At 70.1% G+C, this 19,592-nt stretch carries 21 protein-coding genes; 14 read left to right on the forward strand and 7 right to left on the reverse strand.

The features are described from left to right. Nucleotides 1–106 precede the first annotated feature (106 nt). From OG413_RS23120 to OG413_RS23130, 3 genes are read left to right on the forward strand one after another with little or no spacing between them, the layout of a single operon-like run. Nucleotides 107–1,087 (forward strand): sterol desaturase family protein, encoded by a 981-nt coding sequence (locus OG413_RS23120; protein WP_266808375.1) that lies wholly within the window; start codon nucleotides 107–109, stop codon nucleotides 1,085–1,087. Next, the gene (locus OG413_RS23125) at nucleotides 1,084–1,776 is read left to right on the forward strand and encodes a lysoplasmalogenase (RefSeq protein ID WP_266808377.1); all 693 of its coding nucleotides are present in this window, start codon (nucleotides 1,084–1,086) and stop codon (nucleotides 1,774–1,776) included. Before OG413_RS23120 ends, OG413_RS23125 begins: the two co-directional genes overlap by 4 nt. Nucleotides 1,777–1,797: 21 nt before the next feature. Next, entirely contained in the window at nucleotides 1,798–2,841 is a 1,044-nt protein-coding gene (locus tag OG413_RS23130; RefSeq protein WP_266808379.1) for a zinc-dependent alcohol dehydrogenase family protein, read from the forward strand. A 104-nt stretch (nucleotides 2,842–2,945) separates the two neighbouring features. Here OG413_RS23130 and OG413_RS23135 read toward each other — a convergent pair whose 3' ends face one another. After that, entirely contained in the window at nucleotides 2,946–4,481 is a 1,536-nt protein-coding gene (locus tag OG413_RS23135; protein ID WP_266808381.1) for a S8 family serine peptidase, read from the reverse strand. Between the two features lie 320 nt (nucleotides 4,482–4,801). Between OG413_RS23135 and OG413_RS23140 the strand changes: the two genes are divergently transcribed. The 3 genes from OG413_RS23140 (at nucleotide 4,802) to moaA (ending at nucleotide 8,027) form a co-directional block, all read left to right on the forward strand. Next, a complete protein-coding gene (locus OG413_RS23140) occupies nucleotides 4,802–5,167 on the forward strand; it encodes a DUF485 domain-containing protein (protein ID WP_266808383.1) in 366 nt (121 codons plus the stop codon). Continuing rightward, complete coding sequence (locus tag OG413_RS23145) at nucleotides 5,164–6,816, forward strand: cation acetate symporter (protein WP_266808384.1); 1,653 nt, start codon at nucleotides 5,164–5,166, stop codon at nucleotides 6,814–6,816. Before OG413_RS23140 ends, OG413_RS23145 begins: the two co-directional genes overlap by 4 nt. Nucleotides 6,817–7,037: 221 nt before the next feature. Further along, entirely contained in the window at nucleotides 7,038–8,027 is a 990-nt protein-coding gene (gene moaA / locus OG413_RS23150) for a GTP 3',8-cyclase MoaA (RefSeq protein WP_266808386.1), read from the forward strand. 54 nt (nucleotides 8,028–8,081) lie between these two features. Here moaA and OG413_RS23155 read toward each other — a convergent pair whose 3' ends face one another. Further along, entirely contained in the window at nucleotides 8,082–8,330 is a 249-nt protein-coding gene (locus tag OG413_RS23155) for a hypothetical protein (RefSeq protein WP_266808388.1), read from the reverse strand. A gap of 241 nt (nucleotides 8,331–8,571) precedes the next feature. Next, on the reverse strand, nucleotides 8,572–8,970 hold the full coding sequence (locus tag OG413_RS23160; RefSeq protein ID WP_266810315.1) for a DUF3099 domain-containing protein: 399 nt from the start codon (nucleotides 8,968–8,970) through the stop codon (nucleotides 8,572–8,574). A 245-nt stretch (nucleotides 8,971–9,215) separates the two neighbouring features. Between OG413_RS23160 and OG413_RS23165 the strand changes: the two genes are divergently transcribed. Further along, nucleotides 9,216–9,491: a GlsB/YeaQ/YmgE family stress response membrane protein gene (locus OG413_RS23165; protein ID WP_266808390.1), complete on the forward strand. Its 276-nt coding sequence runs from the start codon at nucleotides 9,216–9,218 to the stop codon at nucleotides 9,489–9,491. Between the two features lie 89 nt (nucleotides 9,492–9,580). On the opposite strand, the gene tyrS is transcribed toward OG413_RS23165, so the two are convergent. From tyrS to OG413_RS23180, 3 genes are all read right to left on the reverse strand, one after another. Continuing rightward, on the reverse strand, nucleotides 9,581–10,849 hold the full coding sequence (gene tyrS, locus OG413_RS23170) for a tyrosine--tRNA ligase (RefSeq protein WP_266808392.1): 1,269 nt from the start codon (nucleotides 10,847–10,849) through the stop codon (nucleotides 9,581–9,583). A gap of 59 nt (nucleotides 10,850–10,908) precedes the next feature. Further along, nucleotides 10,909–12,303 carry a metallopeptidase TldD-related protein gene (locus OG413_RS23175; RefSeq protein WP_266808394.1) on the reverse strand — a complete coding sequence of 465 codons (1,395 nt, stop codon included), beginning with the start codon at nucleotides 12,301–12,303 and terminating at the stop codon, nucleotides 10,909–10,911. Between the two features lie 82 nt (nucleotides 12,304–12,385). Further along, complete coding sequence (locus OG413_RS23180) at nucleotides 12,386–13,909, reverse strand: TldD/PmbA family protein (RefSeq protein ID WP_266808396.1); 1,524 nt, start codon at nucleotides 13,907–13,909, stop codon at nucleotides 12,386–12,388. 250 nt (nucleotides 13,910–14,159) lie between these two features. Between OG413_RS23180 and fabG the strand changes: the two genes are divergently transcribed. From fabG to OG413_RS23195, 3 genes are all read left to right on the forward strand, one after another. Next, entirely contained in the window at nucleotides 14,160–14,879 is a 720-nt protein-coding gene (fabG, locus tag OG413_RS23185) for a 3-oxoacyl-[acyl-carrier-protein] reductase (protein ID WP_266808398.1), read from the forward strand. A gap of 5 nt (nucleotides 14,880–14,884) precedes the next feature. Continuing rightward, the gene (gene fabI, locus OG413_RS23190) at nucleotides 14,885–15,652 is read left to right on the forward strand and encodes an enoyl-ACP reductase FabI (protein ID WP_266808400.1); all 768 of its coding nucleotides are present in this window, start codon (nucleotides 14,885–14,887) and stop codon (nucleotides 15,650–15,652) included. A gap of 214 nt (nucleotides 15,653–15,866) precedes the next feature. Then, the gene (locus OG413_RS23195; RefSeq protein ID WP_266808402.1) at nucleotides 15,867–16,238 is read left to right on the forward strand and encodes a hypothetical protein; all 372 of its coding nucleotides are present in this window, start codon (nucleotides 15,867–15,869) and stop codon (nucleotides 16,236–16,238) included. Between the two features lie 35 nt (nucleotides 16,239–16,273). Here OG413_RS23195 and OG413_RS23200 read toward each other — a convergent pair whose 3' ends face one another. Continuing rightward, entirely contained in the window at nucleotides 16,274–16,948 is a 675-nt protein-coding gene (locus tag OG413_RS23200; protein ID WP_266808404.1) for a FadR/GntR family transcriptional regulator, read from the reverse strand. 200 nt (nucleotides 16,949–17,148) lie between these two features. On the opposite strand from OG413_RS23200, the gene OG413_RS23205 reads away from it, so the two are divergent. The 4 genes from OG413_RS23205 to OG413_RS23220 all read left to right on the forward strand — a co-directional run bounded on the left by OG413_RS23205 (nucleotide 17,149) and on the right by OG413_RS23220 (nucleotide 19,586). Further along, the gene (locus OG413_RS23205) at nucleotides 17,149–18,432 is read left to right on the forward strand and encodes a CynX/NimT family MFS transporter (protein ID WP_266808406.1); all 1,284 of its coding nucleotides are present in this window, start codon (nucleotides 17,149–17,151) and stop codon (nucleotides 18,430–18,432) included. Between the two features lie 17 nt (nucleotides 18,433–18,449). Further along, nucleotides 18,450–18,566: an SGM_5486 family transporter-associated protein gene (locus tag OG413_RS23210; RefSeq protein WP_266808408.1), complete on the forward strand. Its 117-nt coding sequence runs from the start codon at nucleotides 18,450–18,452 to the stop codon at nucleotides 18,564–18,566. Between the two features lie 138 nt (nucleotides 18,567–18,704). Then, the gene (locus tag OG413_RS23215; protein WP_266808410.1) at nucleotides 18,705–18,911 is read left to right on the forward strand and encodes a hypothetical protein; all 207 of its coding nucleotides are present in this window, start codon (nucleotides 18,705–18,707) and stop codon (nucleotides 18,909–18,911) included. Nucleotides 18,912–19,067: 156 nt separating this feature from the next. Beyond that, nucleotides 19,068–19,586 carry a histidine phosphatase family protein gene (locus OG413_RS23220; RefSeq protein ID WP_266808412.1) on the forward strand — a complete coding sequence of 173 codons (519 nt, stop codon included), beginning with the start codon at nucleotides 19,068–19,070 and terminating at the stop codon, nucleotides 19,584–19,586. Nucleotides 19,587–19,592: the final 6 nt, after the last annotated feature.

The raw sequence follows: 19,592 nt of genomic DNA on the forward strand, positions 1-19,592 counted from the left end.
GACGGGGCGATTGGCGGAAGGTGCCAAATACTGCTGACGCGACGTCTCGCATACTTGTGGGTAACAACGTCTAGCCGTGGCAGACCGGCGGCTCTACGGTGCTGGGATGGAGCCGAACCTGCCCGATGTCGTGCTGTGGTCGATACCGGCCTTCGTCCTGCTCACCGTGATCGAGATGGTCAGCTACCGGTTCCATCCGGACGACGAGGCCGCCGGATACGACACCAAGGACGCCGCCACGAGCGTCACCATGGGGCTCGGCAGCATCGGCTTCGATCTGCTGTGGAAGCTGCCCATCGTCGCGATCTACATGGCGCTGTACGAACTGACCCCGCTCCGCGTGCCCCTCCTGTGGTGGACGATCCCGCTGATGCTGCTGGCCCAGGACTTCTTCTACTACTGGTCCCACCGCGGCCACCACGTCATCCGGATCCTCTGGGCCTGCCATGTGGTCCACCACTCCAGCCGGAAGTTCAACCTCACCACCGCGCTGCGCCAGCCCTGGACCTCCGCGACCGTCTGGCCGTTCTATCTCCCCCTGATCGCCTGCGGGGTGCACCCGGCGGCGCTCGCCTTCTGCCAGTCGGCCAACCTCGTCTACCAGTTCTGGGTGCACACCGAGCGCATCGACAAACTGCCCCGGCCCTTCGAGTACGTCCTCAACACCCCCTCCCACCACCGGGTGCACCACGCGTCGCAGGGCAGCTATCTGGACCGCAACTTCGGCGGCATCCTGATCGTCTGGGACCGGCTCTTCGGGTCGTTCACCGCAGAGACGGAGCGGCCCGTCTTCGGGCTCACCAAGAACATCGCCAGCCACAACCCCCTGCGCGTCGCGACCCATGAGTACGCGGCCATCGCCCGCGATGTACGGGCGGCGGAGAACTGGGGCGAGCGGGCCGGGCGGATCTTCCGCGGCCCGGGGTGGCAGCCAGCGTCGGCCCGCGGGGCCACCTCCGGGGCCACCTCCGGCGCCACGTTCCCCTCCGTGTCGGCCCCTGGTGCTGCGTCCCCCTCCCCCTCAGCTTCCGGCAGCGCGTCCGTCCCCGCCCCGAAGCGGGCCGCCGCCCCCGAGGTCAGCCGATGACCGCCGAGGCCGCCGGACGCGGGCAGCGGTTCGCCCGCCCCCTGCTCATCGCCTTCCTCGTCGCCGCGGCCGTCGACCTCGCCGGGCTGCTGGCCGACGCCGGGACCGTCCACCTCGTCGCCAAGCCCCTGCTGATGCCGCTGCTCGCCGCGTACGCCGCGGCCCGCGGTGGCCCCCGGCCGCTCATCGCCGCCCTGCTCTTCGGCTGGGGCGGCGACACCCTGCTGCTGCCCGACCACGACCTCGCCTTCCTCGCCGGCATGGGCTCCTTCGCCGCGGGCCATGTCTGCTACCTGTGGCTGTTCGGACGAGCCAGCGCCCGCGCCTCGCTGCCGACAGCCCTCGGATACGCGGTCGTCCTCGCCGCCTTCCTCGTACTGATCTGGCCCGATCTGCCGGCCGAACTGCGCGTCCCGCTGACCGGCTACAGCCTGCTGCTCACCGCCATGGCCTGGAGGGCGGGCACGCGGGGTCGCCAGGCCGCGCTCGGCGGCGCGCTCTTCCTGCTCTCCGACGCGCTCATCGCCACCGGCATCGCCCACTGGCCGCAGCTGCCCGTGCCCGACTTCTGGGTCATGCTCACCTACATCGCGGCCCAGCTCCTGCTCACCGTCGGGATCCTCGCATCGGGGGCGAAAGCTACCGATGCGGGACCCGGGGCGTACCGTGAGCGGAGTATCAGCAGATGAGATGAACGAGGACCCCCACGCATGCGCGCCACCGTGATCCACGCCCCCCACGACATCCGGGTGCAGGAGGTGCCGGACCCGACGATTCAGCAGCCCACCGACGTGGTGCTGAGGGTCCTGCGGGCCTGCATCTGCGGCAGCGACCTGTGGGCCTACCGCGGTGAGTCCGCCCGGCAGCCCGGCCAGCGCATCGGCCATGAATTCCTCGGAGTCGTCGAGGAGGCGGGCTCCGGGGTCAACGGCTTCGCCGTCGGCGACCTCGTCGTCGCCCCGTTCGTCTGGTCCGACGGTGTCTGCACCTACTGCGCGGAGGGCCTCACCACCTCCTGCCCGCAGGGCGGCTTCTGGGGCTCCGCGGGCTCCGACGGAGGGCAGGGCGAGGCGGTGCGCGTGCCGTTCGCCGACGGCACCCTGGTCAAGCTCCCGGCCGCCGCCGCGTCCGACGACCGGCTCCTCACCGCCCTGCTCGCCCTCTCCGATGTGCTGGGCACCGGCCACCACGCCGCCGTCGGCGCGGAGATACGTCCCGGCAGCACCGTCGCGGTCGTCGGTGACGGGGCGGTCGGCCTGTGCGGGGTCATGGCCGCCAAGCGGCTCGGCGCCGAGCGGATCATCGCGCTGGGCCGGCACACGGCCCGCACCGACATAGCCCGCGCCTTCGGTGCCACCGACGTGGTCGCCGAGCGCGGGGACGCGGCCCTCGCGGCCGTGCGGGAGCTGACCCGTGGCGAAGGCGCCCACTGCGTGATCGAGGCCGTCGGAACCGAGCAGTCGATGCGCACCGCCATCGGCATCGTCCGCGACGGCGGCTCCATCGGCTACGTCGGCGTTCCGCACGGCAGCGGCACCGGTCTGGACCTCGGTGTCATGTTCGACCGGAACATCGCGCTGCGCGGCGGTGTCGCCCCCGTACGCGCGTACATCCCGGAGCTGCTGCCCGACGTGCTGGACGGCACGATCGACCCGTCGCCCGTCTTCGATGTGACCGTCGGCCTCGATGAAGTGCCCGGCGGCTACAAGGCGATGGACGAGCGCACGGCACTGAAGGTGCTCATCAAGCCGTAGGCGTACCCCGTCCGTCGCGGAACAGCGGAACAGCGGAGGAACCGCGGAACTGCGGAGGGGGCCGGAAGCACCTGCTTCCGGCCCCCTCCTTGTCTCATGCGATGTCAGCGGCGGACCGCGTCCAGCGCGTCCACGATTCCGGCTCCGTAGAAGCCGTTGTTCTGCTTGCCGCCCTCGCAGACCGCGTCGATCTTGCCGTCACCGTTGTAGTCGTACGGCGCACCGCACGCGGTGGCGTCGGCCTGGTGCGTCAGCAGCCACTTGACCTGGGCCGCCGAGGCGTACGGGTGCGTCGACTTGATCAGCGCCGCGACTCCCGCGACATGCGGGGAGGCCATGGACGTACCGGCCTTGTAGCCGAACTTGCCGCCCGGCAGCGTGGACAGGATCAGCCCGTTGGTGGCGGGCGGGGCCGGGGTCTGGTAGACCGTCGAGTCGCCGCCCGGGGCCGCCACGTCGATGATCCCGCGTCCGTAGTTGGAGTACGAGGACTTGAGGCCCTTGGCGCCGGTCGCGGAGACCGTCACGACGCCCGGCACCCCCGTCGGGATGTCGAGGCACTCACGCGGGTTGATCGTCCGGGTGACCGGCTGCGTGTCGTTCGGGCTGGTCACATCCTCGATCTCGTCGGCGGCGAGGTCGAGCTTGGAGTTGCCGGCCGCGGCGACGTTGACCGTGCCCCTGCGCTCCGCGTACTTCGAGGCACGGGCGACCGCCTCGACCAGGGCGCCCTGGTCCGGGTCGTTCTTGCAGTTGAACAGCCACGGGTCGGTGTAGTAGCTGTTGTTGGTCACATCGACGTCGTGCTCGGCGGCCCAGACGAAGCCGCAGACGACGGCCTCGGTGTAGAAGAACCCACCCGGGTTCGACACCTTGATGCCGGAGACCTTCACGCCGGGCGCGACACCGGTCACGCCGAAGCCGTTCTTCGCCGCGGCTATGGTGCCCGCCACATGCGTGCCGTGGTCGCTCTCGCCCGCCGCCGGACGCCAGGATCCGTCGGTGGTGTCCGGCGCACCGGAGACACAGTTGGCCGAGGCCGCGCGGTCGAAGTTCGGGGCCAGGTCCGGGTGTGTGTCGTCGACACCCGTGTCGATCACGGCGACCGTGACCCGCTTGGAGCCGAGCGACTTCTCGTGCGCCTTGTCCGCCTTGATGGCGGGCAGGTCCCACTGCAGGGGCTCCAGCGGATCCTGACCGGTGGTCGCCTTCGCGGCGGCGGCCTCGGCCTGCGCCGCGGTGAGCGGCTGCGCGGCGGCGCCGACGTCCTTCGTGGCCTGCGGCACGATCGGGTTGGTGCGGGTCGCACCGGCCGAATCGACGCCCCTGGCCCGCCGGATGGTGTTGCCGAAGTCCGGGTTCTGCGAGTGGGCGACTATGACACCTATTTGTTCATAGGCGATCACGACCGTGCCACCGGCCTTGGCTATCGCCTTCTTCACCTGCTTGACGGTGCCGTGACCGCCCTTGGTGTTGACGACGTAGGACAGCTTCGGCCCGTCGGCCGGGGCGGTCGCCGACGGCTCGTCCGCGGGGGCGGCCGTGGCCGTCGCCGCGGGGAGGAAGCCGAGTGTGGCCGTGAGTGCGAGTCCGACGGGCAGCGCGAGCGCGCGGGTCCGTCTGGATGCCAGATGAGCCATGGGTTCTCCACATCATCCGTGCCAGTCGACCGGACACCTGGCGTGTTCGGTCGAGTACATGACGAGTGAAGTTATCGCTGATCATCCCGGCGCATCAATGATTACGGGCAAGTGAGTTCGAAGAGTGGCCGGCCCGGGTGCGTGCGAACGGGTGAGCCGGAGACACGGAAAGCGGCGGTGAACCGCTTCGTCGTCCCCTCCGTGCCGTTGTCAGAGGAGTCGCATCCCTGTCCCCTCCGGCATCGAGGCTCCCCTTGAAAAGCACCGCTACCCCTAGCACCGCCACCCCTACCACCGCACACCCGTCGCGAGGAGATTCCGTGGCCACCGATGCACCGCCGCCCCAAGGAAGCACGGACGACAGCCCTGTTCAGCCCACGACCGAGGCGTTCGTCGCGGTGCAGGAAAGCGCGGAGTTCGCCGAACTGCGCCGGGCACACCGTTCCTTCGCCTTCCCCCTGACCGTCGCCTTCGTCAGCTGGTACCTGCTCTACGTACTGCTCTGCAACTACGCGGGCGGCTTCATGAGCACCCAGGTCGTCGGAAACATCAATATGGCGCTCGTCCTCGGGCTCGCCCAGTTCGCCACCACGTTCCTCATCGCCTGGCTGTACTCGCGCCACGCCGCCCGCAAGCTCGACCCGAAGGCCGCAGCGATCAAGTCCCGTATGGAGGCCGACGCATGAGCGCCGCCGTCGCACATCCCGCCGTCGCACATCCCGCTGTCCAGCTCGCCGCCGAAGGGGCCGGCGAACACCGGACGCTGATCATCACCCTCTTCGGCGTCTTCGTCGTCGCGACCCTCTTCATCACCGTGTGGGCGGGCCGCCAGACCAAGAGCGCCGCCGACTTCTACGCGGGCGGCCGCCAGTTCACCGGATTCCAGAACGGTCTCGCGGTCTCCGGTGACTACATGTCCGCCGCGTCCTTTCTCGGCATCGCGGGCGCCATCGCGCTCTTCGGCTACGACGGCTTCCTGTACTCCATCGGCTTCCTCGTCGCCTGGCTCGTCGCCCTGCTCCTGGTCGCGGAACCCCTGCGCAACTCCGGCCGCTACACCATGGGCGACGTCCTCGCGTACCGCATGCGCCAGCGCCCCGTCAGGACCGCCGCGGGTGCCTCCACCATCGTCGTCTCGATCTTCTACCTGCTGGCACAGATGGCCGGTGCCGGCGTGCTCGTCTCGCTGCTGCTCGGCATCACCAGTGACGCCGGGAAGATCGCCATCGTCGCCCTGGTCGGCCTGCTCATGATCGTGTACGTCACCATCGGCGGCATGAAGGGCACCACCTGGGTGCAGATGGTCAAGGCCGTCCTGCTGATCGCCGGCACCCTGCTCATCACCTTCCTGATCCTGCTGAAGTTCAACTTCAACATCTCCGACCTGCTCGGCACGGCCGCCAGCAACAGCGGCAAGGGCTCGGCATTCCTGGAGCCCGGCCTCAAGTACGGTGCCACCGGAACCTCGAAGCTGGACTTCCTCTCGCTCGGCATCGCCCTGGTCCTCGGTACCGCGGGCCTGCCGCACATCCTGATCCGCTTCTACACCGTCCCCACCGCGAAGGCCGCCCGTAAGTCCGTGAACTGGGCGATCGGCATCATCGGCGCCTTCTACCTGATGACGATCGTGCTCGGCTTCGGCGCCGCCGCCCTGCTCAAGCCCGGCGACATCATCGCCTCGAACAAGGCCGGAAACACCGCCGCCCCGCTGGCCGCCCTGGAGATCGGCGGCGGCTCCGGATCCACCGGCGGTGCCATCCTGCTCGCGGTGATCTCCGCCGTCGCCTTCGCGACCATCCTCGCCGTCGTCGCCGGACTCACCCTGGCTTCCTCGTCGTCCTTCGCGCACGACATCTACGCCAACGTCATCCGCAAGGGGAAGGCCACCGAGAAGGAGGAGATCCGCGCCGCCAAGTGGGCCACCGTCGCCATCGGCATCGTCTCCATCGGCCTCGGCGCGATGGCCCGCGACCTGAACGTGGCCGGACTCGTCGCCCTGGCCTTCGCGGTCGCCGCGTCGGCCAACCTCCCGACGATCCTCTACAGCCTGTTCTGGAAGCGCTTCACCACCCAGGGCGCCCTCTGGTCCATCTATGGAGGTCTCGCCTCGTCCGTGCTGCTGGTGCTCTTCTCGCCGGTCGTCTCCTCCAAGCCCAGCTCGATGTTCCCCAGCGTCGACTTCGCCTGGTTCCCGCTGGAGAACCCCGGCCTGATCTCCATCCCGCTGGGCTTCCTGCTCGGCTGGGCCGGCTCGCTGATCTCCAAGGAAGAGCCCGACAAGGGCAAGTACGCCGAGCTGGAGGTCAAGTCCCTCACCGGCGTCGGAGCCCACTGAGAGCGGGAATCCACCGGACCGTTCGGCGGATCGCTCACCCCGTCGTCCCGGCCGCGTCGTAGAGTCCTACGACGCGGCCGCGCCGCACCTCGTGGCAATCGGGCCCCGCTCGATGTCAGCTCTCTCGCGTAGTCTCGAAAGAGTCAGCGACCGCGACCGCGACCGCAACCGCAACCGAGACCGCGACCGCGGACGGACACCACCGGGGGAGGGGGCCCACAGTGCTCATCGACACCTACGACAGAGTAGCCACCGACCTGCGCGTCTCTCTGACCGACAAGTGCAACCTCCGCTGTACCTACTGCATGCCGGAAGAGGGCCTGCAGTGGCTGGGCAAGAGCGAGCTGCTGTCCGACGACGAGATCGTCCGCCTCATCCGCGTCGCCGTCACCACGCTCGGCATCACCGAGGTCCGCTTCACCGGCGGCGAGCCCCTGCTGCGCCCCGGCCTCGTCTCCATCGTCGAGCAGTGCGCCGCGCTCACCCCGCGCCCCCGCATGTCGCTCACGACCAATGGCATCGGGCTCAAGCGGACCGCCGCCGCCCTGAAGACCGCCGGTCTGGACCGGGTCAATGTCTCGCTCGACACCCTGCGCCCCGACGTCTTCAAGACGCTCACCCGCCGCGCCCGGCACCAGGACGTACTGGACGGCCTCGAAGCCGCCAGTGAAGCCGGACTCACCCCGGTCAAGGTCAACTCCGTCCTGATGCCCGGACTCAACGACGACGAGGCCCCCGACCTGCTCGCCTGGGCCGTCGACCACGCGTACGAGCTCCGCTTCATCGAGCAGATGCCGCTGGACGCCCAGCACGGCTGGAAGCGCGACGGCATGATCACCGCAGGTGACATCCTCACCTCGCTGCGTACGCGCTTCACGCTCACCGCCGAGGGCGAGGACGCCCGCGGATCCGCCCCCGCCGAGCGCTGGACCGTGGACGGCGGCCCGCACCGCGTCGGAGTGATCGCCTCCGTCACCCGCCCGTTCTGCGGGGCCTGCGACCGCACCCGGCTGACCGCGGACGGCCAGGTCCGCACCTGCCTCTTCGCCCGCGAGGAGACGGACCTGCGCGGCGCCCTGCGCTCGGACGCCCCGGACGAGGAGATCGCCCGGATCTGGAAGCTCGCGATGTGGGGCAAGAAGGCCGGATCCGGACTCGACGACCCGTCCTTCCTGCAGCCCGACCGCCCCATGTCAGCGATCGGCGGCTGACCGGCGGCTGACCGGAGGCCGATGCGGGCGACCCGGGCGACCCGGTTGCCGGTGTCAGTGATCGGCGGCCGAGGACTCCCACTCCTCCAGCGTCACGACATCCTTGAGGAATCCCCGTACGCCGAGGAACGAGGACAGATGCTCCCGGTGCTCCTCACAGGCCAGCCAGGTCTTGCGGCGCTCCGGAGTGTGCAGCTTCGGGTTGTTCCAGGCGAGTACCCACACCGCGGCGGCGCGGCAGCCCTTGGCGGAACAGAGCGGTGCACCGGCGGCGCTCTCGGCGGAAGTCTCGAAGAAGTTCACGGGCTCAACCCTAAACGGCCGCGTTCGACCGCAAGTCAGGGCCACGAAAGGGTCTCTGACGCATCCCCAGCCGGAGAAAGGGCGACGCCGAGCAGCCACGGGGGGAGCTGCCCGGCGTCGGTCCATCGCTCCGACGGGGGATGCGGAGCGCCCTCAAAGTATGTCACGGGCACCAGGGTGCGGTGCACCGGAACGTCATGATTGATCTGAGGATTTCTTGAGCTTCGCGGGACTTACGGGCTCAACTGTGCTCGTGCGGCTGCCGGGCGTGATCGGCCGGGCCGTCCTGAACGCCGGATTCCGCAGGGCCGGCCGTCGGCGGCGCCGCCGGTGCCGCCGACGGGGCCGCTCCGACAGCGGGCCGCATCGGTTCCGAGACGAACGTCGACGGCAGTGAAGGCGCGTTCTCCCGGCCCGCGTTGGCGATCACCACCGCGACGTACGGCAGCAGAATCCCCAGAGCGAGCCCCACGATCGCCACATGCCGCTCGACGTTCCACAGCACCGCGGCCAGCACCACCGACACCGTGCGCACGGACATGGAGATCACATAGCGCCGCTGCCTGCCCCGGACGTCGTCGGCCAGGCCCTGACGCGCCCCCGTGATCCGGAAGACCTCCGCACCGTGCTGCTTGCGCATCATGTTCCCACCACCAGATCGCCGTGCCGGACACTCCCAGGACCGGGCCGCGTCCACGGTACGCCCGGCATCCTCCGGGTACGAGACCGGGGCGTGCCGTACCCGGCGTGACCACCCCGCTCCCTACGCATCCCCCCGTACCGCTCCCGTATACCTCTCCCCGTTCGGACCCGTCCGAAATGCGCTGTACGGGGGAGAGGGCAAGACTGGGCGGACGCGCGCACCGCGCCGTACGAGGAGGCGATATGGGCTGGTTGTGGGCAATCATCGTGGGTCTGGTGCTCGGTCTGATCGCCAAGGCGATCCTTCCCGGCAAGCAGAACATCCCGCTCTGGCTGACGACCGTCTTCGGCATCATCGGCAGCGTCCTCGGCAACGCCGTGGCGACCTGGATCGGTGTCAACGACACCAAGGGCATCGACTGGACACGTCATGTGCTGCAGCTGATCGGAGCCGTGGCCGTCGTCGGTGTCGGAGACATGCTCTGGGCGTCGATCCGGGGCAGCAGAAGGAAATCCTGACCCGCACCGGTCACCGGCGGTGACCGAGCACCGCGGCCGGACACGCGAGACGCGTGTCCGGCCGCGGTGGTGTGTGCGTGCCTACGGGCTCAGCCGCCCGTGACCTCGACAGCCGCCAGGTTCTTCTTGCCCCGGCGCAGCACCAGCCAGCGCCCGTGCAGCAGTTCCTCATGGGCCGGAGCGACTTCGCCGTCCGTGACCTTGACGTTGTTCACGTAGGCGCCGCCCTCCTTGACCGTGCGGCGGGCCCCCGACTTGCTCGGCGCCAGGCCGACCTCCACCAGAAGGTCCACCACCGGGCCCAGCTCGGTCACCCGCGCGTGGGGCACCTCGGAGAGGGCCGCACTCAGCGTCGCCTCGTCCAGTTCGCCCAGCTCACCCTGGCCGAAGAGCGCCTTCGACGCCGCGATCACCGCGGCGCACTGCGCACCGCCGTGCACCAGGGTGGTCAGCTCCTCGGCCAGCGCACGCTGTGCCGAACGGGCCTGCGGCCGCTCCTCGGTCAGCTTCTCCAGCTCTTCGAGCTCCTCGCGGCTCCTGAAGCTGAGGATGCGCAGGTACCGGGAGATGTCCCGGTCGTCCACGTTCAGCCAGAACTGGTAGAACGCGTACGGCGTCGTCATCTCCGGATCGAGCCAGACGGCGCCGCTCTCGGACTTGCCGAACTTGGTGCCGTCCGCCTTCACCATCAGCGGCGTCGCCAGCGCGTGCACGGTGGCACCCGGCTCCAGCCGGTGGATCAGGTCGATGCCCGCCGTGAGGTTGCCCCACTGGTCGCTGCCGCCCTGCTGGAGGACGCAGCCGTGGCGCCGGTACAGCTCCAGGAAGTCCATCCCCTGGAGCAGCTGGTAGCTGAACTCCGTGTAGCTGATGCCCTCCTGCGACTCCAGCCGACGGGCGACCGAGTCCTTGGTGAGCATCTTGTTGACCCGGAAGTGCTTGCCGATGTCCCGCAGGAACTCGATCGCGGACATCCCCGCGGTCCAGTCCAGGTTGTTCACCATCGTGGCGGCGTTCGGGCCCTCGAAGGTGAGGAAGGGCTCGATCTGCTCCCGCAGCCGCCGCACCCACCGGGCGATGGTCTCCGGGTCGTTCAGCGTGCGCTCGGCGGTGGGGCGGGGGTCACCGATCTGACCGGTGGCCCCGCCCACCAGGGCGAGCGGACGGTGCCCCGCCTGCTGGAGCCGGCGCACGGTGAGCACCTGCACCAGATGCCCGACGTGCAGACTCGCCGCGGTGGGGTCGAAGCCGCAATAGAAGGTGACGGGACCGTCCGCGAGAGCCTTGCGCAATGCGTCCTCGTCAGTGGACTGGGCGAACAGCCCGCGCCACTTCAGCTCGTCGACGATGTCCGTCACGGTTCCGGTGCTCCTTCGTGATCAATCGGAGTAGAGATCTTTGTGCCAGTCTAGGCGGGTCATACGCCCAGGCTGACCGAGCTCATATTGAAGTCCGGGATGCGCAGGGCGGGCATCGCGGCCCGGGTGAACCAGTCGCCCCACTCGCGCGGCAGTGTCTTCTCGGTGCGCCCCGCCTCGGACGCCCGGGACAGCAGATCGACCGGCGATTCGTTGAACCGGAAGTTGTTCACCTCGCCGACCACCTCGCCGTCCTCCACCAGATAGACCCCGTCCCGGGTCAGCCCGGTCAGCAGCAGCGTCGCCGGGTCGACCTCCCGGATGTACCAGAGGCAGGTCAGCAGCAGGGCCCGCCCGGTCGTCGCGGCCACCATCTCCTCCAGCGACCGCTCACCGCCCCCGTGGAGCAGCAGGTTGTCGATGGGCGGGGCGACCGGCAGCCCGGTCAGGCCCGCCGTGTGCCGGGTGGTCGTCAGCCGGTCCAGCCGGCCTTCCTTCACCCAGTCCGTCGACGTCAGCGGCAGCCCGTTGTCGAAGACGGAACCACTGTCCCCTGAGGAGTGCGCGATCACGAACGGCGCCGACTCCAGCCCCGGCGCGTGCGGATCGCTGCGCAGCGTCAGCGGCAGCGGCGACAGCTTCTCGCCGAGCCGGGTCCCGCCGCCGGGCGTGGAGAAGACCGTGCGGCCCTCGGCGGCGTCCCGCGCGGTGGACGACCAGAGCTGGTAGATCAGCAGGTCGGCCACGGCGGTCGGCGGCAGCAGCGTCTCGTACCGTCCGGCGGGCAGCTCGATACGGCGCTCGGCCCAGCGGAGCCGCCGCGCCAGTTCCGCGTCCAGGGCCGCCGGGTCGACATCCTTGAAGTCCCGGGTCGCCCGGCCCGCCCACGCCGACCGGGTCCGGTCGGGGGACTTGGCGTTCAGCTCCAGCGTGCCGTTCGGCTGGTCGTGGCGCAGCCGCAGCCCCGTCGACGTGCCCAGGTACGTCGAGCTCATCTCATGGTTGGCGAACCCGTACAGCTCCCGGCCGCCGGACCGGGCGCGGGCGAAGGCGTCACCGAGCGCCGGGGCGAAGTCGGCGAAGACGTCCGAACCCGTCTCGGCCGGCGCGTCCGTGAAGTCGGGGGAGGAGGGCACGCCGGAGACCAGCGGCTGCGCGTCCTCGGCCGGACCGGCCCCGCGCGCGGCGGCCTCGGCGGCGCGTACGAGCGGCTCCAGGTCGTCCGCGGTGACGGCGGACCGGGACACCACACCGGAGGCCGTCCCCTCGGCACCGTCGACCGTGGCGATGACGGTGAGGGAGCGCCCCCGGGTCACGCCGTTCGTGGTCAGCGCGTTGCCGGCCCAGCGCAGATTGGCGGAGGAGCTCTCGTCCGCGATGACGACACACCCGTCGGCGGTGGACAGGGCCAGGGCCCGCTCGACGATCTCGTACGGCTTGCTGACGCGGCTCATCGTCCGGCCTCCTGCGTCGTGTTGAGACTGTGCTGCTCCGGGGGACGACCCCCGGACCCCCGGCCGGTTCCGTGGTGAACGCTCATCGTCCGGCCTCCTGCGTCGTGTTGAGGATGTTCACGCCCCGGAAGAGGGCGGAGGGGCAGCCGTGCGAGACCGCCGCGACCTGCCCCGGCTGGGCCTTGCCGCAGTTGAACGCGCCGCCCAGGACGTAGGTCTGCGGGCCGCCGACCTTCTCCATCGAGCCCCAGAAGTCCGTGGTCGTCGCCTGGTAGGCGACATCGCGCAGCTGACCGGCGAGCTTGCCGTTCTCGATCCGGAAGAAGCGCTGCCCGGTGAACTGAAAATTGTATCGCTGCATGTCGATCGACCAGGACCGGTCGCCGACCACGTAGATCCCGCGCTCCACCCCGCCGATCAGGTCCTCGGTGGACAGCCCGCCGGGATCCGGCGCCAGCGACACATTCGCCATGCGCTGTACGGGGACATGACCCGGCGAGTCCGCGTACGCGCACCCGTTCGACCGGCCCAGACCCGTCAGCTTCGCGATCCGCCGGTCCAGCTGGTAGCCCACCAGCGTGCCGTCCTTGACCAGGTCCCACGACTGGGCCTCGACGCCCTCGTCGTCGTATCCGATGGTCGCGAGCCCGTGCTCGGCGGTGCGGTCGCCCGTCACATTCATCACGGAGGAGCCGTACGCCAGCTTGCCCAGCTGGTCGAACGTGGCGAACGAGGTCCCGGCGTACGCCGCCTCGTACCCCAGCGCGCGGTCCAGCTCGGTGGCGTGGCCGATCGACTCGTGGATCGTCAGCCACAGGTTCGACGGGTCGACGACCAGGTCGTACGTCCCCGATTCGACGCTCGGCGCCCGCATCTTCTCGGCCAGCAGCCCGGGGATCCGCTCCAGCTCACCGGCCCAGTCCCAGCCGGTGCCGGTGAGGTACTCCCAGCCCCGGCCCACCGGCGGCGCGATCGTCCGCATGGAGTCGAACTCACCCGTCGTCCCGTCCACCGCGACGGCGGTGAACTGGGGGTGCAGCCGCACCCGCTGCTGGGTGGTGACGGTGCCCGCGGTGTCCGCGTAGAACTTGTTCTCGTGGACGGTCATCAGGGACGCGTCGACATGCGCGACCCCGTCGGCGCCGAGGAGCCCGGCGCTCCACTCCGCGAGCAGCCCCGCCTTCTCCTCGTCCGGTACGGAGAAGGGGTCGATGTCGTACGCGGAGACCCAGGTCCGCTCACCGTGCACCGGCTCGTCCGCCAGCTCCACGCGCTCGTCCGAACCGGCCGCCGCGATCACCTTCGCCGACAGCTTCGCCATGGCGACGGCCTGCGAGGCCACCTTCGCCGCCGCGTCCATGGTCAGGTCGACACCCGAGGCGAAACCCCACGCCCCGCCGTGCACGACCCGCACCGCGTACCCGAGATCGGTACTGTCCGACGCCCCGGCGGGCCGGGCGTCCCGCAACCGCCAGGACGCGCTGCGTACCCGTTCGAACCGGAAGTCGGCATGCACGGAGCCCAGCGCGCGGGCGCGCGCGAGCGCCGCGTCGGCGAGGGCGCGCAGCGGCAGGGCGAGGAACGACTGATCTACCTCATGGGGCACAGGGGATTCCCTTCTCGATACACCACGGCAGTGAACCACGCCGGAGGGTGACCGCACCGGGGGATATCGAGCCGTCCCCCGGGTATCCCCGGGTGCCGGCGGGCCCGGTGGTACCCGGGGATACCCGGGGCACTGACTGTAGGAACCCCACAGCACCTCGGGGACCGCGCTGTCGGAGGCCGATTCCTCGATCGGCGCGCGGTACCGATAGGTTTTCGATGTACCAGACCGTCAAGGAAAGGGTGATCCGTTGAGCCGCTCGGTTCTCGTCACCGGAGGAAACCGGGGCATCGGCCTCGCCATCGCCCGCGCTTTCGCCGACAACGGCGACAAGGTCGCGATCACCTACCGCTCCGGCGAGCCGCCCCAGGTCCTCACCGAGGCGGGCTGCCTCGCGGTCCGCTGCGACATCACGGACGCCGAGCAGGTGGAGCAGGCCTACAAGGAGATCGAGGAGAAGCACGGTCCCGTCGAGGTACTGGTCGCCAACGCCGGTATCACCAAGGACCAGTTGCTCATGCGGATGTCCGAGGAGGACTTCACGTCCGTACTCGACACCAACCTCACGGGCACCTTCCGGGTCGTCAAGCGCGCCAACCGCGGCATGCTGCGCGCCAAGAAGGGCCGCGTCGTACTGATCTCCTCCGTCGTCGGTCTCCTCGGCTCGGCCGGACAGGCCAACTACGCCGCGTCCAAGGCCGGTCTGGTCGGTTTCGCCCGTTCGCTGGCCCGTGAGCTCGGTTCGCGGAACATCACTTTCAACGTCGTCGCGCCCGGTTTTGTCGACACCGACATGACCCAGGCGCTCACCGAGGAGCAGCGCAAGGGCATCGTGGCCCAGGTGCCGCTCGGCCGCTACGCGCAGCCCGAGGAGATCGCCGCCGCGGTGCGCTTCCTCGCCTCCGACGACGCGTCGTACATCACTGGAGCCGTCATCCCCGTTGACGGCGGATTGGGCATGGGTCACTGATCACCATGAGCGGAATTCTCGACGGCAAGCGCATCCTGATCACCGGGGTGCTGATGGAGTCGTCCATCGCGTTCCACACCGCGAAGGTGGCCCAGGAGCAGGGTGCCGAAGTCATCCTGACGGCCTTCCCCCGGCCCACGCTGACCGAGCGCATCGCCCGGAAGCTGCCCAAGCCGGCCAAGGTCATCGAGCTGGACGTGACCAACACCGAGCACCTGGACCGCCTTGCCGGTCTCGTCCGCGACGAGCTCGGTTCGCTGGACGGCGTCGTCCACTCCATCGGCTTCGCGCCGCAGGACGCGCTCGGCGGCAACTTCCTCAACACCCCGTTCGAGTCGGTCGCCACCGCGATGCACGTCTCGGCGTTCTCGCTGAAGTCGCTGGCCATGGCCTGCAAGCCGCTGATGAGCGAGGGCGGCTCGATCGTCGGCCTCACCTTCGACGCCCAGTACGCCTGGCCGCAGTACGACTGGATGGGCCCGGCCAAGGCCGCGCTGGAGTCCACCTCCCGCTACCTCGCCCGCGACCTGGGCAAGGACGGACTGCGCTGCAACCTGATCTCGGCCGGACCGATCGGCTCCATGGCCGCCAAGTCCATCCCCGGCTTCTCGGAGCTCGCCGACGTCTGGAACCACCGCTCCCCGCTGGCGTGGAACATGGCCGACCCGGAGCCGGCCGGCCGCGGTGTCGTGGCGCTGCTCTCGGACTTCTTCCCGAAGACGACGGGCGAGATCATCCACGTCGACGGTGGCGTGCACATGATGGGTGCCTGACCGCTCCCCGCACTCCCTTTCCGCGCGTTCGCTTTCCGCGCGTTCGCTTTCCCGTTCCCGCGTACGGCCTCGGCCGCGTATCCCCTTCCCGGCGTTCCGGGGGCGATACGCGGCCGAGGCCGTACTGCCGGCCGCTCAAGTCGAAAAGATGGGCGATCCACCGCAGAATGTGGAGGAACCGGACTTCTTGTCAGGCTGCGGGAGGGAGATCGCTGTGCGCCCCACGCGTCGCCGAACCCGGGTCCTGCTCGCCGCCTCCGTGATCGCCGTCGGCCTGGCCGTCCCCGTCGGCGTCCAGGTCGCGAACGGCGCCTCCGCCGGACCGGTGCCCGCCGCCCCCGAACCCGAACCCGCCGGCTCGGAGTGCCGTACGACGGTCGAGGGCTCCCGCGTCGTCGCCTACTGCCACAACCCGTACCCCTCCACCGACCTGGTGCAGCTGCACACCGAGTGCGTCCGCTGGTGGGACGTCGACGCGGACGGCGCGGCGGTCGCGGTCGAGCCGGGCCGGACCGTCCGGCTCGACGACCGGTGCTGGAAAGAGGTCGCCACGGCCTGGGTCAGCCACCGTCCGGGCCCGGCCTGAGCCCGAGGTCGAAGGCCCTGGCCGAGCCGCTCGGCCTATACCCGGTCCGCCAGGCAGGTCAGCGCATGCCCCGCGGCCTCGGACGCCGCCGTCTCGGCGTCCCCGGCCCGGATCGCCTCGACCAGCCGCGCATGGTCCATATGGTTCTCCGGCCGCAGCTCGGGGCCCACATCGCCGCGCAGGTAATCGCGCAGCAGATCGCCGAGGTCGGCGTACAGCTCGGTCAGTACGTCGTTGTGCGAGGCGGCGACCACCGCCAGGTGCAGGGTCGCGTCCGCCGCGACGAACGCCTCGGCGTCACCCGCGGCCCAGGTCTCCTCGCGCCGCGCCATCAGCGCGTCCAGCTGTTTCAGATCCCGCTCGGTCCGCCGTACGGCGGCGAGCCGGGCCGCCGAGGACTCCAGCGTCGAACGCAGCTCGGCGATGTGACGCGGGTCGGCCGCCGCGAACCGGCGGTGCATCACCCCGGCCAGCTCGCTGGTGGCGATGACATAGGTGCCGGAGCCCTGCCGGATGTCCAGCAACCCGTTGTGCGCCAGCGCGCGTACCGCCTCGCGGACCGTGTTGCGGGCCACCCCGAGCTGCTCGACCAGCTCGGGTTCGGTGGGAATCCGCCCACCCACGGGCCACTCGCCCGAGGTGATCTGATTCCTCAGCTGGGCAATCACCTGGTCGGCGAGTGCCGAACGCCGCGGAGACGTCAGCGCCATGCTGCTCCTTGCTCGTGATCGTGAAGCCTGAACCGTGCGGCTTCATCGATGAAGCCGGATCCGTGAAGCCTGGATCGATGAAGCCTGATCCGTGAACTGAACCGTGAAGCCTGAACCGTGCGGTCTTCCGATTCTGTCAGGCGTACGGGAGGCGGCGATGGATTGGACAATCAATCATCCCATGATTCTATGATGTCCTCATGCCGGACGACGAGACCCAGACCCTGAACCACGCCACCGAGGCCCGCGCCCCCGCCGTTCCACCGGCCCCGCAGACCCTCAAGGCCGCCGACGGGCCCGCCCCGTGGCTGCTGCGTCTGGTCACCGTCGGCCTCGTCCTGGCCGCGCTCAACCTCCGCCCCGCCATTACCAGCCTCGGCGCCCTCCTCGAAGAGGTGCGCGACGGGCTGCACATGAGCGGCAGCGTCGCCGGTGTCCTCACCTCCGTACCGCCGTTCTGCTTCGCGGTCTTCGGCGTGATGGCCCCACGTCTCGCCCGCCGCTTCGGCGCGGGCGCCGTCGTCTGCGCGGGCATGGTCGCGATCGCCGCAGGTCTGGCGATCCGCCCCTTCATCGGCGGCACGGCGGGCTTCCTCGCCGCCAGCGCCCTCGCCCTCATGGGCATCGCCGTCAGCAACATCCTGATGCCGGTGATCGTCAAGCGCTGGTTCCCCGACCGCGTCGGCAGCATGACCGGCCTCTACTCCATGGCCCTGGCCCTCGGCACCGCGCTCGCGGCGGCGGTCACCGTGCCCATGACCGACGCGCTGGGCGGCCGCTGGCAGACCGGGCTGGCGATCTGGGCCGTGCTCGCCGCCGCCGCGGTCCTGCCCTGGATACCGCTCGTACGCGACCGGCACGGCGCCCCCGGACAGACCTCCCGGCAGCAGCAGGCGGCCCCCGCTCTCAAGATCACCCGCAGCCGGACCGCCTGGGGCCTCGCCTGCTTCTTCGGCCTCCAGGCCACCGCCGCGTACATCACCATGGGCTGGATGCCGCAGATCTTCCGGGACGCCGGGGTCTCGGCCGGTACCGCGGGCGTCCTGCTCGCGGTCACCATGGCCATGGGCGTACCGCTCGCCTTCGTCATCCCCCGGGTCGCCGGCCGGATGAGGCACCAGGGCCCGATCGTCGTCGTGCTCGGCTTCTGCGGCCTCATCGGCTACACGGGGCTCTACCTCGCCCCGGCCGCCGGAGCCTGGGCCTGGGCGCTGCTGCTCGGCATCGCGAACTGCGCCTTCCCGCTCGCCCTGACCATGATCGGCATGCGGTCCCGTACCGGCGCGGGTGTGGTCAGGCTGTCCGCCTTCGCCCAGTCCACCGGCTATCTGATCTCGATCCCCGGCCCGCTGCTCGTCGGCGTCCTGTACCAGCACAGCGGCGGCTGGGGCCTGCCGATCGCCCTGATGGCGGGCCTGATGATCCCGCAGATGGTGGCCGGCGTGCTGGCCGGCCGGGACCGGACGATCGAGGACGAATGCTGAGATGCGAGACTGGCCCCATGCCAGTGCTCGATCCGAATCCCCAGAACGGTCAGAAGAAACTCCTTCTCGTCTTCGGGGCGATGCTCCTCGTGACGGTGATCATCGGGGTCATCGCCTCGATCGCCTCCCCCTGACGAACCCCGGGGGTGGGGTTAGCCCCCCATCCCTTAGGGGGTCAGGGTCAGGGTGAAGTGGGTGGGTCACCGGATGGGCCGGGCGCCGCGCGATCCGTAGGTTCGGGGTATCAGAACCGATGCCCCACGGAGGCGGACATGTCGGCCCGTACGCACACCAGCTCCCACCGCCAGGCCGCGGGGAGTGCCGACATCCGGCTGCCTTGGTGGGGCATCGCTCTGCCCGCCGTGGCGTTCGCCGCGCTCCTGATGCTGATCGTGAACCCGGGCCAGGCCCAGGCGGCCTCCGGGGATCCCGCGATCGGGCAGCTGATCGAGCGCGTCATCACCCTGCTGTCCCCCTGACCGGCTGCCCCGTCTCCCGCTGACCGGCTGTCCCGTCCCGCTGGGACGGGCTGTCCCGTCGATGGATCCGGGCCCGACGGCCGCGCTGCCGAACCGCGGCGGCCCGCACGTCAACACCCTGCGCCGGAGGGCGCATTTCGTGCGAAGCTGAGGTGTATGAGCGTCGATACACCTCGCAGGATCGTCCTTCTCCGGCATGCCAAGGCTGAATGGTCGCAAGCGTCCGACCATGAGCGGCCGCTCGCCGAGCGCGGCCGCAAGGACGCGCCCGTGGCGGGCCGAAAGCTCGCCGATTCCGGCATCGACTTCGATCTGGCCCTGTGCTCGACCGCCACCAGGACACGCGAAACCTGGAAGCTGGCGGTCCACGAGTTCGCGCGGCGTCCCAGGACCGTGTACGAGGAGCGGCTGTACGAGGCGTCCCTCGGCGAACTGGTCGCCCTGTTCAACGAGACCCCCGACGAGGTGCGCAACCTCCTGGTCATCGGGCACAACCCGGGCATGCACGGTGCCGCCGACGCTCTGTCGGGCTCCGCCGAATCGGACACCCTGGCCAGGATGACCAGGGACGGGTTCCCGACCGCCGCCTATGCCGTGGTCGAGTTCTCCGGCTCCTGGAAGGGCGTGGAGCTCGGCTCCGGCAAGCTCACCGAATACTGGACGCCCAACGACTGAGTACGG

Origin of the sequence: Streptomyces sp. NBC_01433, from assembly GCF_026340105.1 — a bacterium.
Taxonomy (GTDB): Bacteria; Actinomycetota; Actinomycetes; order Streptomycetales; family Streptomycetaceae; genus Streptomyces.